Origin of the sequence: Thioclava marina (assembly GCF_002020135.1) — a bacterium.
Classification (GTDB): domain Bacteria; phylum Pseudomonadota; class Alphaproteobacteria; order Rhodobacterales; family Rhodobacteraceae; genus Thioclava; species Thioclava marina.
The window spans coordinates 1,363,662-1,380,736 of the sequence record NZ_MPZS01000001.1 but is presented as its reverse complement, the minus strand read 5'-3'; the positions used below and the strand labels follow the sequence as shown (position 1 = coordinate 1,380,736).

The following is a 17,075-nucleotide window of genomic DNA, read 5'->3' as shown; positions in this document are numbered from 1 at the left end:
GCCTTGAACCCGACTGCGCGCGACGCCACCTTTAGATAAGCAGCGATAGATCTCAAAGGACTGCGACAATGGATCTCACGGGCAAATTCCTGATCGCGATGCCGGGCATGGGCGATCCGCGCTTCGAGCATTCGGTGATCGCGGTCTGCGCACATTCGCCCGAGGGGGCGATGGGGCTGATCGTCAACAAGCCGCTGCCCAAGCCCGATTTTTCCGAACTGCTCGAGACGCTCGGGATCGAAGAGCCGGGTTCCGACATTCGCCTCACCCGCCCGATCCTCTTCGGCGGCCCGGTCGAGACCGGGCGGGGCTTCGTGCTGCATTCGCCCGACTGGCGGCGCAGCGAGGGGCAGATGGAAGTGACCGACCGGCTGCGAATGACCGGCACGCGCGACATCCTCGAGGATATCGCGATGGGGCGTGGTCCCGATCAGGCGCTGATGGCCTTGGGTTATGCGGGCTGGGGGCCGGGGCAGCTCGAGGAGGAGATCCTCGACAATGGCTGGCTCATCGCTGACAGCGATGCCGATCTTGCGCTCGACGGCGATCACGCGACCAAGTGGACGCGCGCGCTCGAGGGCATGGGAATCGACCCACGCACCCTGTCGGCGGCTGCCGGCCACGCCTGATCGAGGTATTTCGTTTCGCTTTTTGCGTGTGTCGCGCAAGTTTTGCGAAGATTTTACGGCTTCGCGCGAAAGCCTGCTCACATGGATGTGACCGTCGCCACGTCAGACTTGCACGTGCGGTGAAGTTCGCTCTTGATGGCGCATCAATGAAAAACCGGGGGGTGTTCAGCTCGCCCTTAGGTTGCGCGGCTTGACGCTCCGACCCCGGAAAAATCGGAGGTATCCCTTGAAGTCCATAGCCGCGATTTCCGCCCTCGCCCTGATGCTGGGCAGCGCCGCACCCGTTCTTGCACAGTCGAGCCACGTCCCCGAAGGCACCAAGCTCGCCGCGAACCAGACCTTCACCTACTGGATGCAGGACGATCTCAAGACGCTCGATCCCGATCTGAACACCTCGAAGGACGGCAATGACGTGCTGCACCAGCTCTTCGAGGGGCTCTACGATCAGGATGCCGAAGGCAATCTCGTGCCGGCGCTCGCGACCAGCTTCGATGTCTCCGACGACAAGATGACCTACACGTTCCACCTGCGCGAGGGTGCGAAATGGTCGAATGGCGATCCGGTCACCGCGCAGGATTTCGTCTATGCCTGGCAGCGCCTCGCCAATCCGAACACTGCCTCGGATTACGCCTGGTACATGGAACTGATGCAGGTGAAGAATGCCCATGACGTGATCGCGGGCGAGAAGCCGCTGACCGATCTGGGGGTGAAGGCGATCGACGACATGACCCTTGAGGTCCAGCTCGAAACCCCGATTCCCTATTTCCGCCAGATGCTGGTGAACTCCTCGACCTTCCCGGTGCCGCAGAAGGTGGTCGAGAAGTTCGGCTCGGAATGGACGAAGCCCGAGAACATGGTCTCGAACGGGGCCTATAATCTCAAGTCGTGGAAGATCGGCGAGAGCATCGAACTGGTGAAGAGCGACAGCTATTGGGATGCAGCGAACACCACGCTCACCGATCTCAAATTCGTCCCGATCACCGATCTCAACCAGGCGCTCACGCGCTATGAGGCGGGCGAACTCGATTTCGTGCAGACCCCGGCGGGCCAATATCCGCGTCTCAAGGACGAGTATCCGGATCAGGCTTTCGCCCCGCCGCGTTCGTGCTCGTATTCCTACATCTTCAACGTGGGTGACAGCGGCCCCGAGGCGCTGAAGGATGTGCGCGTGCGCAAGGCGCTCAGCTACGCGATCAACCGCGACATCATCGTCGACAAGATCCTCAAGGGCGGCCAGAAGCCGGCCTATAGCTGGACCCACTGGGCGACCGCGGGCTTCACCATGCCCGAGACGGATTACTCGACGATGACCCAGGACGAGCGTATGGCAAAGGCCAAGGAGCTGCTGAAAGAGGCTGGCTACGGTCCCGAAAATCCGCTCAAGCTGCGTCTCATGTATAACACCTCGTCGGATCACAAGAAGCTCGCCATCGCGGTGCAGCAGTTCTGGAAGCCGCTCGGGATCGACGTCACGCTCGAGAATTACGAGTGGAAGGTCTATCTCGAGAAACAGCAGCAGCACGATTTCGATATCTCGCGCTACGGCTGGTGCGCGGATTACAACGAACCCTCGACCTATCTCGACGTGCTGACCTCGTGGTCGGATCAGGACGTGGGCGAGTGGAAGGACCCGGCCTATGACGCGCTGCTGAAAGACAGCAAGACCGCCGCCGATCCGCAGGCCGATTACACCAAGGCCGAGCAGATCCTCGCCGAGCAGATGCCGCTCGCCCCGGTCTATCACTACTCGCTGCCGATGCTGCTGAACTCGCAGATCAAGGGTTACCCGTTCGAGAACGTGGAGCTGAACTGGTACGCGAAGAACATGTATCGCACGGCGAAGTAAGCCGCGCTGACCCAAATCGGGCGGGCTGAGCGATCGGCCCGCCCGAGCCATTCCGGGGTAATCGTATGATCGTCTATATTCTCAAGCGTCTGGCCATTGCGATCCCGACGCTGCTCACGCTTATCATCGCGAGCTTCGTGCTGATGCATGTGGCGCCGGGCGGGCCTTTCACCGCCGAGCGCGCCGTGCCGCCCGAAGTTCTTGCCAATCTCAACGCGAAATACGGGCTCGACCAGCCGCTGTGGAAACAGATAGGCACCTATCTGTGGAACGTGGTCGCCCATTTCGATTTCGGACCCTCCTTCACCTACAAGGACCGCTCGGTGAACGACATCATCGCGCAGGGCTTTCCGGTGACGCTGACCTATGGCTTCCTGAGCTTCATCACCGCCGTTCTGGTCGGTGTGAGTCTCGGTGTGACGGCCGCGATCAAGCGCAATTCCTGGCTCGACTATCTCGCCGTCGGCATCTCGATCGGCGCGCAGGTGCTGCCGAATTTCGTGATGGCGCCGATTCTCGTGCTGATCTTCACCCTCGCGCTGCACTGGCTGCCCGGTGGCGGCTGGAGCTTCGACGATCCGCGGTTCTGGATCATGCCGGTGATCGCGCTCTCGACCTCCTACATGGCCTCGATCGCGCGGATCACGCGGTCTTCGATGCTGGAAACGTTGAGCTCGAACCACATCCGCACCGCGCGCGCCAAGGGCCTGCCGAAGCGCAAGATCATCCTGCGGCACGCTCTGAAACCCGCGCTGCTGCCGGTGATCTCCTATCTAGGGCCGGCCTTTGTCTCGATGATCACCGGCTCGGTGATCGTGGACGTGTATTTCACCACGGGCGGGATCGGCAAAAGCTTCGTCGATAGCGCGCTCAACCGCGATTACGCGGTGATGATGGGGATCACGATCCTGCTGGGCACGCTCACCATCCTGTTCAACCTTGTCGTCGACATCATCTACGGATGGATCGACCCGAAAATCCGGTATTGAGATGGTCATAGATGAAACCAAGATGACCTCGCTGGCCGAGGCAACGAGCCGCGAGGACGTGGCGGGCCGCTCGCTCTGGGCCGATGCGCGCCGCCGCTTCTTCCGCAACAAGGCAGCGATCTTCGGGCTGGGGCTGCTGATCTTCGTCGTGAGCTTCGCGCTGTTCGGCAACTGGCTGGCGGCGTGGAACAATTCCGATATCGATTATGACGTGATGGGCGACGCCATGGCGTCTGCGCCGTCCTTTGCCAATGGCCACTATTTCGGCGCCGACGATCTGGGGCGCGATCTGTTCGCGCGCACCGTGCAGGGCACCCAGATATCGCTGCTGGTGGGCGTGATCGGCACGCTCATCGCGGTCTCTGTGGGCACGGTCTATGGCGCGATCTCGGGCTATTTCGGCGGCCGCGTCGACGGGTTCATGATGCGCCTCGTCGATATCCTGCTGGCGATCCCCTACATGTTCGTGCTGATCCTGCTGCTGGTCATGTATGGCCGCTCGATCGGAATGCTATTTGTGGGCGTCGGCCTGATCTCGTGGCTGGAGATGGCGCGGATCGTGCGGGGCCAGACCCTGACCCTGAAGAACCGCGAATATGTCGAGGCCGCCCGCGCCATCGGCGTGCCTGCACCCACGATCATCCGCCGCCATATACTGCCCAACCTCGTGGGCGTGGTGGTGGTCTTCGCGACGCTTCTGGTGCCGCTGATGATCCTGACGGAGAGCTTCATCTCCTTCCTTGGCCTTGGCGTGCAGGAACCGCAGACTTCGCTGGGCGCGCTGATCTCGGAAGGGGCGGGGACGATGAGCTACGGCACGCTGTGGCAGCTGGCCTTTCCCCTCTTCTTCTTCGTCATCACCCTCTTCGGTTTCTATTTCGTGGGGGACGGGCTGCGCGATGCGCTCGACCCGAAGGAGCGCTGATATGGCCTTGCTGGACGTAAAAGACCTCAATGTCCGTTTCGCGACGCCCGAGGGCGAGATTCACGCGGTCAACGGCGTCAGCTTCGCGCTGGAAAAGGGCGAGGCGCTGGGGATCGTGGGCGAGTCCGGGTCGGGCAAGTCGCAGCTCAGCTTCTCGATCCTCGGGCTGTTGGCGGCGAATGGCCGGGCCTCGGGCTCGGTCAAGTTCGACGGGCGCGAGATCCTGAACCTGCCGGAAGCGGAGCTGAACAAGATCCGGGCCGAGAGAATCGCGATGGTGTTTCAGGACCCGATGACGGCGCTCAATCCTTACATGCGGATCTCGGACCAGATGGCCGAGGTGCTGATGCTGCACAAGAGGCTTTCCAAGCGCGATGCGGTGGCCGAGGCCGCGCATATGCTCGATCTGGTGAAGATCCCCGACGCGAAGAACCGCGTGCGGCTCTTCCCGCATGAATTCTCGGGCGGGATGCGTCAGCGTGTGATGATCGCGATGGCGCTCTTGTGCAAACCCGATGTGCTGATCGCGGATGAGCCGACCACCGCGCTCGACGTGACGGTGCAGGCGCAGATCATGGACCTGCTGGGCGAGCTGCGCCGCGAGCTGGGGATGGCGACCGTGCTGATTACCCATGACCTCGGCGTCGTCGCGGGCTTCTGCGAACGTGCGATCGTGATGTATGGCGGTCAGGTGATGGAGCAGTCCCCCGTCGATCCGCTCTTCGCGCAGCCGACCCATCCTTACACGCGCGGTCTTCTGGGGGCGCTGCCGCGGCTCGATGCGGAGGTCGCGATGACCCCGATCCGGGGTAATCCGCCGAACATGACGGGCGCGCCGAAGGGCTGCCCGTTCTGCCCGCGCTGCGATTTCGCCGAAGAGATTTGCGCGCAGGATATGCCGGCGCTGACGCAATTCACCGAGGGCCGCGCTCGCGCCTGTCACCGTTCCATTGAAACGATCGAGGAGGCCGCCGCATGACGACCCCGCTGATCGAGGCCCGCGACGTTCGGGTCACGTTCGACATCCGTCGCGCCTCGGACCTGCCGTGGCACACGCCGCCGCAGCTGCGCGCGGTGAATGGCGTGAGCTTCAAGCTCGAACAGGGCAAGACGCTCGGCATCGTGGGCGAGTCCGGTTGCGGCAAGTCCACGCTGGCGCGCGCGCTGATCCGCATGCTGCCCGCCGAGGGCGAGGTGATCTGGGAGGGCAAGACCGATCTGCTCAAGCTGTCGCCGCGGCAGATGCTGAAATACCGCTCCGACATCCAGATGATCTTCCAGGACCCGCTGGCCTCGCTCGATCCGCGCATGACGGTGGGCGAGATCATTGCCGAGCCCCTGCGCACCCATCGCCCGAAGATGGGCCGTGCGGCGCGCAAGGAGAAGGTCCGCGAGGTGATGGAGAAGGTCGGGTTGCTGCCGAACCAGATCAACCGCTACCCGCACGAGTTCTCGGGCGGCCAGTGTCAGCGCATCGGCATCGCCCGCGCGCTGGTGGTGGAGCCGAAGCTCTTGATCTGCGACGAGCCCGTCTCGGCGCTCGACGTCTCGATCCAGGCGCAGGTGATCGCGCTTCTCGAAGACCTGCGCCGCGATCTGGGCCTGACGATCGTCTTCATCGCCCATGACCTGAGCGTCGTGCGCCATGTCTGCGACGAGGTGATGGTGCTCTATCTGGGGCAGATGATGGAGGCCGGTGCGACCGAGAAGCTCTTCACCGAGCCGCAGCACCCTTACACCCAAGCGCTCTTGTCGGCGGTGCCGATCCCCGATCCGGAGGTCGAGCGCAACAAGGTACTGATCGCGCTGGAAGGCGACCTGCCGAGCCCGCTCAACCCGCCGTCGGGCTGCCCGCTGCGCACGCGTTGCCCGCGCGCAACCGACATCTGCGCCACGAAGCCGCCGACTGCTCAGATCGCGGGGCGGCAGGTGTTCTGTCACCATCCCGGGCCTGCGCCCGAAGTGCAGGCGGTCCTGGCGGAAAGCTGAAAACTTGGGCGACGGGCGGGGGCGCCCCCGCCCGCTCACGCCAATTTGCGCCGATTGCCGCGAAGGTATTTTTCCGATCGGTCAAATCGCTGTTACGCTCCGGGAATAGAGCGCTCCGTCAAAGAGCCAATGTCCCCGGAGGAACCCCATGTCGCTCATGTCGCGCCGTCATTTCTTGATCACGACCACTGCCGCCGGCGGGTTGGTGATGGTCCATCCGTTCACCGCGCACGCTGCTGCCGGACAGGCTCACCTGCGCCTGCTCTGCACCACCGATATTCACTGCCATATCCGACCCTACGACTATTACGCCGACAAGCCCGTCGATACGGTCGGCCTGTCGCGAACCGCACAGCTGATCGAAGGGGTGCGCGCGGAAGCCGCCAATACGATGACCTTCGACAACGGCGATTACATGCAGGGCAACCCCATGGCCGATTACATCGCCTATTCGAAGGGGATGAAAGAGGGCGACACGCACCCGGTGATCGCGGCGATGAACCTGCTCGGCTACGATTGCGGTACGCTCGGGAACCACGAGTTCAATTACGGGATGGATTTCCTCAAGAAGGTGAACGACCGCGCGAACTATCCGATGGTCTGTGCGAACTTCGCCCATAAGCTCGGGGCTTCCCCGCGCGAGGATGACCTGTACCTGCCGCCCTACCTGATCCTCGATCGCGACCTGACCGACGGGGCGGGGAACAAGATGCCAATCCGCATCGGAGTGATCGGGTTCGTGCCGCCGCAGATCATGCAATGGGACCGCGCGCATCTCGAAGGCGATTATCAGACCCGCGATATCGTGCAGGCGGCCGAAGCCTGGGTGCCGCAGATGCGCGAGGAGGGCGCCGACCTCATCGTCGCGCTCGCCCATACGGGGATCGACAACGGCCCGCAAAGCGACGGGATGGAGAACGCGGCCTTCTATCTTGCGGGTGTTGACGGGATCGACGCGGTGATCACCGGTCACCAGCACCGCAACTTCCCGGGCAAGGATTTCGACGGCCCCGGGATCGACAACGAGAAGGGCACGCTACAGGGCAAACCGGCGGTGCAGGCGGGCTTCTGGGGCAACCATATGGGCCTGATCGACCTGATGCTGAGCCATGACGGCGGCAAGTGGCAGATCGCGGCGCATAGCTCCGAGATCCGCCCGATCTTCTCGCGCGGCGAGGATCGGTCGATCACCCCGCTGACCGCCGATTACGAGCCGGTTCTGGCAAGTTCCAACGCGGTGCATGAAGAAACTCTGACCTATGTCCGAGCGAAAGTGGGCGAGACCTCGGCGCCGCTTTATTCCTATTTCGCGCTGGTGGCCGATGATCCGTCGGTGCAGATCGTCTCGAACGCGCAGATCTGGTATATGAAGACGCTGCTCGAGGGCACCCCCGAGGGCAAACTGCCGCTCCTGTCGGCGGCAGCGCCCTTCAAGGCGGGCGGGCGCGGTGGCCCGGACTATTACACGGACGTTCCCGCGGGCCCGGTCGCGATCAAGAACGTGGCCGATCTCTACCTCTACCCGAACACGCTGCAGGTGGTGAAAGTGACCGGCGGGCAGGTGAAGGACTGGCTGGAACGCTCGGCGGGCATGTTCAACCAGATCGAACCGGGCGCGAAGGATGCCACGCTTCTGAACCCCGATTTCCCGTCCTACAATTTCGACGTGATCGACGGGGTGACCTATCAGATCGACCTCACCCAGCCCTCGAAATACGACAGCGACGGCAATCTGGTGAATGCGGATGCGAACCGGATCGTCGATCTGAGCTATCAGGGCAGGCCGATCGACCCGCAGGCGGAGTTCGTGATCGCGACGAACAATTACCGCGCCTCGGGCGGGGGCAGCTTCCCCGGTGCGGATGGCTCGACGGTGATCTACCGAGCGCCCGACACCAACCGCGACGTGATCGTGCGCTACATCCACGAGGCCGGCACGATCAATCCGAAGGCCGATGCGAACTGGAGCTTCGCGCCTGCGGGGGGCGCGACGGTTTTGTTCGAGACCGGCCCCAAGGCCGCAGGCTATCTCGAAGATGTGAAGTCGCGCGGGCTGAAGATCGAACCGGCCGGAGACGGCGAGGGGGGCTTTGGGCTCTATCGGATCACGCTGTGATATACTTGAAAATAATGGGTTTCGTGGGGCGCTTCGGCGCCCCTTTCGCGTGGTCGAGCCATGATCCCTGCGCATGGCCGCTCTCGTTCAAGTGGCGACAGATAATGAGACCGCTATCGTAAGAGAGGTCAATTCGCCGGAATGGATCGGCACAAGAACGGGGAGAATGGACGCATGGGCTTTGGTGCAATGGCACGGCGCGCGGTTTTGGCGGCGCTGGCGAGTGGAGTGATGAGTGTCGCAGCCTTTGCGCAAGGGGTGTCCGGTGCAGCCAGCGCGCCGACCGAGGTCGGCGTGATGCAGGTTCAGACCCAGGCTGTGCCCTATATCGTCACCCTGCCGGGCCGCGCGGTGGCCTATGAGCAGACCGATATCCGACCGCGTGTGGCGGGCACCATCGCCTCGATCGATTATGAGGCCGGTCACCGGGTGAAGACGGGCGATCCGCTTTTCCATATCGATGACGACACCTACCGGGCCGAACTCACCGCCGCGCAGGCCGAGAGAGCCAGCGCCGAGGCCAATGTGAAGGCCGCGCAGGCGCAGGTGGACCGCTACACCAAGCTCGAACAGACCTCTGTCTCGATCAGCGACCTGGAAAGTGCGCAGGTCACGCTGGCGCAGGCCAAGGCGTCGCTTCTGACCGCGCAGGCCGATCTGCAAACCGCCCAGCTCAATCTTGACCGCACGGTGATCCGCTCGCCGATCGACGGGGTGCCGGATGTGGCGCAGGTCTCGGTGGGTTCGCTGGTGACGGCGAACCAGACGGATGCGCTGACCACGGTGACGCGGCTCGATCCGATCTATGTCGATGTCTCGGAAAGCTCGGCGCGGATCATGCGGGTGCGCCAGCGTATCAGCCAGGGTACGCTTCAGCGCGGCGAGGAGCTCAAGGTCTCGCTGCTCTTGGAAACGGGGGAGGAATATGACGGGACCGGCACGCTGATCAGTCCCGGCGCGACGGTGTCCTCGACCACCGGAACGGTCGATTTCCGCTTCAAGTTCGACAATCCCGAGCGGCTGATCATGCCGGGGCAATTCCTGCGCGCGAAGATCACTCTGGGGACGACGCAGGCGATCCTCGTGCCGCAGCGCGCGACGACGCGGGAGGGTGACGGCTCGCTCTCGGCTTATATCGAGGCGGATGGCAAGGCGAAGAAGGTGACGCTGAGCACGGCGGGCACCTATCAGAACGCTTGGATCGTGACGGGCGGCGTCGCATCCGGCGATGAGGTGATCCTCGACGGGCTGAAGAACCTGCGCGACGGGGCCGAGATCAAGACAGTGCCGGTGACGATCAACGCCGAGGGTGTCGTGAAAGACGCAGCCCCGGCGGATACCACCGCCAAGGCGGAGTGAACCCAGATGATCCGCTTCTTCATTCACCGCCCCGTCTTCGCGATCGTGCTCGCGCTGGTGACGATCCTCGCCGGTGGCTATGCGATCACCCAACTGCCCGTCTCGCAATATCCCGAGGTGGCGCCCACCACGATCCGGATCTCTGCCAGTTACTCCGGCGCGACGGCGGCGGCGGTCGAGAACTCGGTCACCACACCGATCGAGGATGCGCTGACCGGGCTCGACGGGATGCTCTACATGGAGAGCTCGTCGCAGCAGGGATCGTCGCGCGTCACGATCACGTTCGACGGTTCTGTCGATCCGATCGACGCCGAGAACGAGGTGCAGACCAAGATCCGCAAGGTCGAAAGCACGCTGCCCGATGCGGTGCAAAGCTCCGGGGTGAGCGTCTCGCGGTCGTCCTCCGATATCCTGATGGTCGGCGCGCTGGTCTCGACCGACGGGCGGTTCTCGACCGTTGAGCTGGGCAATATCCTCGATACCGAGATCAAGGGGGCGATCGAGCGTACCACTGGCGTCGGCGGTCTCAATGTGTTCGGCTCGGGCTATGCGATGCGGGTTTGGCTCGATCCCTACAGGCTTGAACAATATCAGCTGACGCCCAACGACGTGACTTCGGCGGTGCAGGCACAGAACACGACTGTCTCGGTCGGGTCACTCGGTGATCTGCCGACGACTGAAGGCCAGCAATTCACCGCGACGATCACCGCGCAAAGCCAGCTCACCTCGGTCGAGCAGTTCGAGAAAATCCTGCTCAAGACCGAGAGCGACGGTTCGGCCGTCTATCTGGGCGATGTCGCGCGGATCGAGATCGGGCAGGAGGATTACGGTTCCAGGTCGAAGTTCAACAGCCAGAATGCGGCGGGCTTCGGCGTCAATCTCGCGAACGGGGCGAATGCGGTCGATACGGCGAGTGCGGTGCGCGCGACGCTTGCGCGTCTGGCGCCGTCCCTGCCCGAGGGCGTGGAGTTCCAGGTGGCCTATGACACCTCGCCCTTCGTCGAGCTGTCGATCGAGAAGGTTTATCACACGCTGGCCGAAGCGATCGTGCTGGTTCTGCTGGTGATCCTCGTGTTCTTGCAGAAATGGCGCGCGACGCTGATCCCCATCGTCGCGGTGCCGGTGGTGCTGATGGGCACTTTCGCGGTGCTGCTGGTCGCGGGCTATTCGATCAATACGCTGACGATGTTCGCGATGGTTCTGGCGATCGGCCTTCTGGTCGACGACGCGATCGTCGTTGTGGAAAACGTCGAGCGGGTGATGGAGGAAGAGGGCCTCAGCCCGCTCCGGGCGACCGAGAAGAGCATGTCGCAAATCACCGGCGCGCTGGTGGGCGTGGCGTTGGTCCTTTCGGCGGTGTTCCTGCCGATGGCCTTCTTTCCGGGGTCGACCGGGGTGATCTACCGGCAATTCTCGGTGACGATCATCACCGCCATGGTGCTCTCGGCCGTGGTCGCGCTGATCCTCACGCCCGCGCTTGCGGCAAAGCTGCTGCGTCCCGCGACGGGCCGAGCGATCGCGCCGGCGCGCGCCTTCAACGCGGGCTTCGGCAAGGTGCAGTCGGGCTATTCCTCGTCCGTTGCGCGTATCCTGCGCAAGCCTTTCGCAATGGCGCTGGTGCTTGTTCTGGTGCTGGCTTCGGCCTGGGGCGTGGCCACGCGGCTGCCTTCGTCTTTCCTGCCCAGCGAGGATCAGGGCGTGCTGATGGCGATGGTGACCCTCTCGGAAGGCTCGACCACGGCGCAGACCTCCGACGTGGTGGACCAGATCACCGATTACATGCTCACGCAGGAGAAATCCGACGTGGCCTCGGTTTTCGCGACGCTCGGGTTCTCTTTTGGGGGCAGCGGACAGAATACCGCGATGGTCTTCACCAAGCTCAAGGATTTCGACGAACGCACCGGCGCGGACCAGACTGCTGCCGCCATTGCCGCACGGGCCAATGCCCATTTCGCGGGGCTGCGCGCGGGCCAGGTGTTCTTCCTGCAACCGCCCGCGATCCGTGGCATCGGCAACACCTCGGGCTTCCAGATGTATCTGGTCGATCAGGCCAATAACGGAACCGACGCGCTCAAGGAGGCCGCCGACCAACTCGTGGCCGCAGCGAAAACCAACCCGAACCTGAGCAACGTCCGCGTCAGCGGCGACGAGAACAAGGCGGCGCTGCAGCTCGACATCGACCAGCAGAAGGCCGAGAGCTTCGGCCTGACGCTGAGCAGTCTCAACTCGCTGCTTTCGGTGATCTTCGCGGGCAAGTCCGTCAATGACTTCGATCTCGACGGCAACCTCCGCCCGGTCATCGTGCAGGCGGACGCGCCCTATCGGATGCAGCCCGAGGATATCGACGGCTGGTATGCGCGCAACTCCAGCGGAGAGATGGTGCCCTTCTCGGCCTTCATGACGACGAAATGGGTCTCGGTCGCGCCGAAATTGTCGCGCTACAATGCCACCAACGCGATCGAGATCTCGGGGCAGGCCTCGGAGAGCGCGAGCTCTGGCGCGGCGATGGATGCGATGGAGCAGCTGGTGAGCGACCTCCCCGGCGGTTACGGCATCGCCTGGACGGGGCTCAGCTATCAGGAGCGGCAATCGGGCGATCAGGCGCCCTACCTCTACGCGCTCTCTGTACTGGTGGTCTTCCTCTGCCTCGCGGCGCTCTACGAGAGTTGGTCTATCCCGCTTTCGGTGATGCTCGCCGTGCCGGTGGGGGTCCTGGGGGCACTGGGCGCCGCCTGGGTCTTCGGGCAGTCGAACGACGTCTATTTCAAGGTGGGTATCCTGACGACAATCGGCCTTGCCGCGAAGAACGCGATCCTGATCGTGGAATTCGCGCGCAACCTCGAGGCCGAGGGCAAGGAGCTGGTTGCGGCGACCGTCGAGGCCGCGCGGCTGCGCCTGCGACCGATCCTGATGACCTCGCTGGCCTTCATGCTCGGCGTGGTGCCCCTGGCAATCGCGACGGGGGCAGGGGCGGCGGCGCAAAACGCGATCGGCATCGGCGTGCTGGGCGGCATGGCGGCGGCGACCTTCATCGGTGTCTTCATGGTGCCGGCCTTCTACGTGATCGTGCGCAAGCTGACCCCGGGGCGCTGAGCCTCGGGGGCAGCGATCACTTCGGCTTGAACGGGCGTTTGCGCGGAACAAAGCGCCCGACACGCGGGTTTCCTTTCCAACCTGACACGGAAAGGAGATACCCCATGCTGAGCATGATCGGGGGCCTCGTCGTCCTCATTCTCGATATCTGGGCCATCGTTTCGATCCTGAGCTCCGGTGCGTCCACCGGCTCGAAAGTGCTCTGGATCTTGTTGATCGTCATCCTGCCGCTTCTTGGCTTCGTGATCTGGCTCGTCGCGGGCCCCAAAGGCAATCAGGCGCTCACCTGATCACGTACCGAATGCCGCGAGGAGGAGATCATGAACGCGATCTTGCGCAATATCGTCCCCCTCGCGGCACTCTGCCTGAGCCTGCTGGCGCTCGCGCTGGCTGTCTGGATCAGCCCATGGTGGCTGATCCTTTTGCTGGTCACCCTGCCGGTGGTGGCGCTCGGGCTTTATGACTATTTCCAGAAGCGCTGGACGATCACCCGGAATTATCCGGTCGCCGCCCGCCTGCGCTGGCTGTTCTACGACCTGCGCCCCTTCCTGCGCGCCTATATCGTCGAGGGCGATCTGGAGGGGAAACCCTACCCCTACGAGGCGCGCAACCTCGTCCATGCCCGCGCCCGCGGCGAGACCGACACCCATCCTTTCGGCACGGAACGCGATGTCGCAGGCGAAGAATACCAGTGGGTGAACCATTCCATCGCCCCCGCAGACGATCCCGATACCGACCCGCGCGTCACCGTCGGCAATGAGCAATGCGCGAAACCCTATTCGGCCTCGGTGCTCAACATCTCGGCGATGAGTTTCGGAGCGCTTTCGGCCAATGCGGTCGAGGCGCTCAACTGGGGCGCCAAGCACGGCGGGTTCTACCACGACACCGGCGAGGGTGGCTTCTCGCCCTATCACCAAAAGCACGGCGGTGACATCGTCTGGGAGCTGGGCTCGGGCTATTTCGGTGCGCGCGACAAGGGTGGAAATTTCGACCCCTCGCTTTTCGCCGAACAGGCCAGCCGCGATCAGGTCAAGATGACCGAGATCAAGCTCAGCCAGGGCGCGAAACCGGGACATGGTGGCTTGCTCCCGGCAGCGAAGGTCACGCGGGAGATCGCTGAAACCCGCAAGGTCCCCGCCCATCAGGACTGCCTGAGCCCGCGCGGCCACAAGGCCTTCAAGACGCCCGCAGAGATGATGGAATTCGCCGCGAGAATGCGCGATCTGTCAGGGGGCAAGCCGGTCGGGCTGAAGCTATGCATTGGCCAGCCGCACGAGGCCTTCGCGCTTGTGAAGGCGATGCAGAAGACCGGCATTTTCCCCGATTTCATCGTGGTCGACGGGGCTGAGGGCGGCACCGGTGCGGCACCGCTCGAGTTGTCCGATCATGTGGGGATGCCGCTGATCGACGGGCTTATCGTGATGCGCAACGCGCTGGTCGGGGCAGGGGTGAAGGACAAGGTGCGTCTTGCCGCCTCGGGCAAGGTCTATTCGGGCTACGGTCTTGCCCACAACCTCGCCATCGGTGCGGATTGGTGCAACGCGGCGCGCGCCTTCATGTTCTCGATCGGCTGCATCCAGGCGCAGCGCTGCCATCTCGGAACCTGCCCCACCGGCGTCACCACCCAGGATCCGCGCCGCCAGCGCGGTCTCGTTCCCGAGGTGCAGGGCGAACGCGCCGCTCGGTTCCACCGCAAGACCGTCGAGGCGCTGAGCGAGATCACCGCCTCGGCTGGCCTCAGGCATCCACGCGAACTCGAACCCCATCACATCGTGCACCGGATCGGCGTGACGCAGGCGCGCACCATCGACAAGGTCTATCCCTTCCTGCCCGAGGGCGTCCTCAACGATGATCCCGGCAGCACCGATTACGCCGATTGGTGGGCGGCGGCCGATCCCGACAGTTTCAAGCCGCGCACTGATCTGGGACGTGCACGCACCAGCCTTCACCACAATTCGCATTTGAAAGAGGCCTGACATGAGCAAGACCGTTTCCGACATCATCGCAGACACGCTGGTCGCCGCGGGCGCGCGGCGGGTCTATGGCATCGTGGGCGACACGATCAACCATTTCACCGATGCGGTGCGCCGCTCCGATCTCGACTGGGTTCATGTGCGCCACGAAGAGGTGGGCGCGCTCGCCGCGGGCGGGGAAAGCTACATGACGGGCGAATTGTCGGTCTGCGCGGGCACGACCGGGCCGGGAAGTCTCCATTTCGTCAACGGCATCTTCGAGAGCCATCGCAACGGTGCGCCTGTCGTGCTGATCGCGTCGAATATCGCGCGGGCCGAGGAGGGTCTGGGTTTCCCGCAAGAGGTCGATCAGAAGAAGATCTATGAGCAAACCTCGGTGTTCTGCGAGAAGATCTCGCATCCCGATCAGGCCCGCCGGATCGTGGCCCAGGCCGCGCAGGCGGCGCTGACCCGTCATGGCGTGGCGGTGGTGGTCGTGAATGGGGACATGTTCCGCGAGACTGCTTCGGACGATCTGCCTTGGGATGTCCATCGCCCTGATCCGGTGATCCGCCCCTCCGAGGCCGAGATCGACGCGCTTGCCGCAATGATCGAGGCGGCCGAGCGTATCACGATCTATGCAGGTATCGGCGCGAGGGGCGCGGCGGCGCAGATCCGCGCTCTCTCGGAGCGTCTCGCGGCCCCCGTCGCCCATACCACGCGCGCCAAGGAATTCATCGAACCCGACATGCCGAATAATGTCGGCATGACCGGAATCCTCGGCAATCGCGCCGGGATGCAAGCGGTCGGCGATTGCGATCTGTTGCTCTGCCTCGGCTCCGATTTCGCCTATACCCAGTTCTATCCCGGCAAGGCCCGGATCGTGCAGGTCGATATCGACCCCACCCGCCTCGGCCGCCGCGCGCCGGTCAATCTGGGGCTTGTGGGCGATGTCGGCGACACGATTGACGCACTCTTGCCGCGCCTGACGCCGCGCGAGCATGGCAGGCATCTTAACCGCGCGCTCAAATCCTATGCCGAAGATCTCAAGGGCTATCTGGAAAGCGCCGAGGAACCCGATCCAAGCCTGATCCACCCGCAGCATCTGACCGAGACGCTGGACCGGCTCGCGGCAAAAGACGCGATCTTCACCGCTGACGGCGGCTCGCCCATGGTCTGGTTGCTGCGCCACCTTTCGGCCAATGGCGAGCGCCGCTTTCTCACAAGCCTCTTGCACGGCACGATGGCCAATGCCTATCCGCAGGCGCTTGGCATTCAGAAAGCCTATCCCGACCGCCAGGTGATTGCGATGTGCGGTGATGGTGGCATGACGATGCTGATGGGCGATCTGCTGACGCTGGTGCAGGGAAAACTCCCGGTGAAGCTGCTGATCTTCAACAACGCCTCGCTCGGCTTCGTCGAGATGGAGCAGCGCGTCGAGGGAATGCTCGACGCTTTCACCGAGTTGCACAATCCCGATTTCGGCACCATGGCGCGGGCGATCGGGATGCAGGGCGCGCGGGTCGAGACGGCCGACGATCTCGAGGCCGCGATGACCGAATGGCTCGCCGCCCCCGGCCCGGCATTGCTCGATGTGAAAGTGAGCCGGATGGAGTTGGTCATGCCGCCGAAAATCGAACCTTCCCAGGTCGCCTCGACCGCGCTTTTCGGTGTGAAGGCGGTGCTCAACGGGCGCGCGGACGAGGTCGTGTCGCTGATGCGCGACAACTTCCTGCGCTGAGCCTTCTTCTTGATCCAAATATCTCGGGGGAGGCGCCGTCAGGCGACGGGGGCAGCGCCCCCACTCCTGCGTTCGAACCTGCCTGCCTTCTGGAAAAGTCGCAGCCGCCGCAAAGGGGATGCGGCGGCTGCTGCCCGACAGAGACTTGTGTGGGGAATCTCCGTCAGGGTCTCGTGACGCCCCGAAAGAGGCGGTGATCACGCAACGCCCTCGGTAACGTTCAGCCCTTTCGTGCTGATCCCTCGCAGCGCACGGTTCTGTGCACCGGGAAAAAACACGCTTTTGATTCTTTTGGCTTTCTCTCCAGTCTCACTTGATCGCAAAGCCACGTCGGGCGCTACCACGCAATTCGCCGCATTTGCACCTATAGTTGTGGTGAGTGCAACTGTGTTCGCCCTCGCCTCCGGCAAAACTTCGCCGGTCCGTAACGTCAACC

The 17,075-nt window shown here is 63.5% G+C and carries 12 protein-coding genes; all 12 read left to right on the top strand.

Annotated features, from left to right (window positions below):
- The first annotated feature begins 68 nt into the window (after positions 1-68).
- The gene (locus BMG00_RS06635; protein WP_078573715.1) at positions 69-629 is read left to right on the top strand and encodes a YqgE/AlgH family protein; all 561 of its coding nucleotides are present in this window, start codon (positions 69-71) and stop codon (positions 627-629) included.
- A 262-nt stretch (positions 630-891) separates the two neighbouring features.
- The gene (locus BMG00_RS06630; protein ID WP_078574265.1) at positions 892-2,475 is read left to right on the top strand and encodes a peptide ABC transporter substrate-binding protein; all 1,584 of its coding nucleotides are present in this window, start codon (positions 892-894) and stop codon (positions 2,473-2,475) included.
- A 65-nt stretch (positions 2,476-2,540) separates the two neighbouring features.
- Positions 2,541-3,464: an oligopeptide ABC transporter permease OppB gene (oppB, locus tag BMG00_RS06625; RefSeq protein ID WP_078573714.1), complete on the top strand. Its 924-nt coding sequence runs from the start codon at positions 2,541-2,543 to the stop codon at positions 3,462-3,464.
- Between the two features lies 1 nt (position 3,465).
- The gene (locus BMG00_RS06620) at positions 3,466-4,389 is read left to right on the top strand and encodes an ABC transporter permease (protein WP_078573713.1); all 924 of its coding nucleotides are present in this window, start codon (positions 3,466-3,468) and stop codon (positions 4,387-4,389) included.
- Position 4,390: 1 nt separating this feature from the next.
- Complete coding sequence (locus BMG00_RS06615; RefSeq protein ID WP_078573712.1) at positions 4,391-5,368, top strand: oligopeptide/dipeptide ABC transporter ATP-binding protein; 978 nt, start codon at positions 4,391-4,393, stop codon at positions 5,366-5,368.
- On the top strand, positions 5,365-6,378 hold the full coding sequence (locus BMG00_RS06610) for an ABC transporter ATP-binding protein (RefSeq protein ID WP_078573711.1): 1,014 nt from the start codon (positions 5,365-5,367) through the stop codon (positions 6,376-6,378). The genes BMG00_RS06615 and BMG00_RS06610 overlap by 4 nt, the downstream gene beginning before the upstream one ends.
- A gap of 148 nt (positions 6,379-6,526) precedes the next feature.
- Positions 6,527-8,494, top strand: a complete 1,968-nt coding sequence (locus tag BMG00_RS06605) for a bifunctional 2',3'-cyclic-nucleotide 2'-phosphodiesterase/3'-nucleotidase (RefSeq protein WP_078573710.1) — start codon at positions 6,527-6,529, stop codon at positions 8,492-8,494.
- A 174-nt stretch (positions 8,495-8,668) separates the two neighbouring features.
- Complete coding sequence (locus BMG00_RS06600; RefSeq protein WP_078573709.1) at positions 8,669-9,853, top strand: efflux RND transporter periplasmic adaptor subunit; 1,185 nt, start codon at positions 8,669-8,671, stop codon at positions 9,851-9,853.
- A 6-nt stretch (positions 9,854-9,859) separates the two neighbouring features.
- Positions 9,860-12,946: an efflux RND transporter permease subunit gene (locus tag BMG00_RS06595; protein WP_078573708.1), complete on the top strand. Its 3,087-nt coding sequence runs from the start codon at positions 9,860-9,862 to the stop codon at positions 12,944-12,946.
- Between the two features lie 104 nt (positions 12,947-13,050).
- Entirely contained in the window at positions 13,051-13,236 is a 186-nt protein-coding gene (locus BMG00_RS06590; RefSeq protein ID WP_078525625.1) for a PLDc N-terminal domain-containing protein, read from the top strand.
- 30 nt (positions 13,237-13,266) lie between these two features.
- Positions 13,267-14,922, top strand: a complete 1,656-nt coding sequence (locus BMG00_RS06585) for an FMN-binding glutamate synthase family protein (RefSeq protein WP_078573707.1) — start codon at positions 13,267-13,269, stop codon at positions 14,920-14,922.
- Between the two features lies 1 nt (position 14,923).
- A complete protein-coding gene (locus BMG00_RS06580; RefSeq protein WP_078573706.1) occupies positions 14,924-16,639 on the top strand; it encodes a thiamine pyrophosphate-dependent enzyme in 1,716 nt (571 codons plus the stop codon).
- Positions 16,640-17,075: the final 436 nt, after the last annotated feature.